Origin of the sequence: Actinoplanes solisilvae (assembly GCF_003999975.1) — a bacterium.
Taxonomy (GTDB): Bacteria; Actinomycetota; Actinomycetes; order Mycobacteriales; family Micromonosporaceae; genus Actinoplanes; species Actinoplanes solisilvae.
In genome coordinates, this window is the sequence record NZ_RJAC01000111.1 from 1 (window position 1) to 599 (window position 599).

Genomic DNA, 599 nt, shown 5'->3' on the forward strand with positions numbered 1-599 from the left:
CTCGCCGGGATCATCGACGGCCGTACGGTCGGTACTTGCACGTTGTCCGTTGCCACCGAGACGGCGGCCCTGTACTTCATCGCTACCGACCCGGCGTACCGCCGGCGAGGGGTGGCGACGGCGTTGACCCAGGCAGCCCTGGACATCGCGAAAAGGATCGGGATGCGCCTGGCCACGCTCCAGGCGAGCGCTGTGGGCGAGGCGGTGTATCGCCGGATTGGCTTTCGGACCGTGACGACCTACCGCCATCTGCAGGTGCCGACGTGATCCGGATCGTCGTGCGACCCGGTGTCGAGCCGTCGCCGCGACTACGGATGGCTATACCCACGGTCAGTATCGACGGTACCCTGATCGAGACCGATCGCTGCCGCACCCTCGGGCCGGCAGCTGGAGCAGACCTACCTATCCGAGTGTGAAGGCGCGGATCGCTGACGCGAACTGCACGGGTTGTTCGTGGTGTGGAAAGTGGCCGCTCCGTCCCAGCACGACCTCGGTGGCATCAGGGATCGAAGCGCCTAATTCGTGGGTCCATCTCGGACCGCATACGTGATCGTGCCGACCGGTGAGAGCGAGTACCGGAACTGAGATCCGCCCAAGGT

At 65.6% G+C, this 599-nt stretch carries 1 protein-coding gene; it reads left to right on the forward strand.

The genetic code is table 11. The features are described 5' to 3' along the window. Nucleotides 1-267, forward strand: a 267-nt coding sequence (locus tag EER30_RS46785; RefSeq protein WP_164842821.1) for a GNAT family N-acetyltransferase, incomplete at its 5' end; no start/stop codon positions are given. Nucleotides 268-599: the final 332 nt, after the last annotated feature.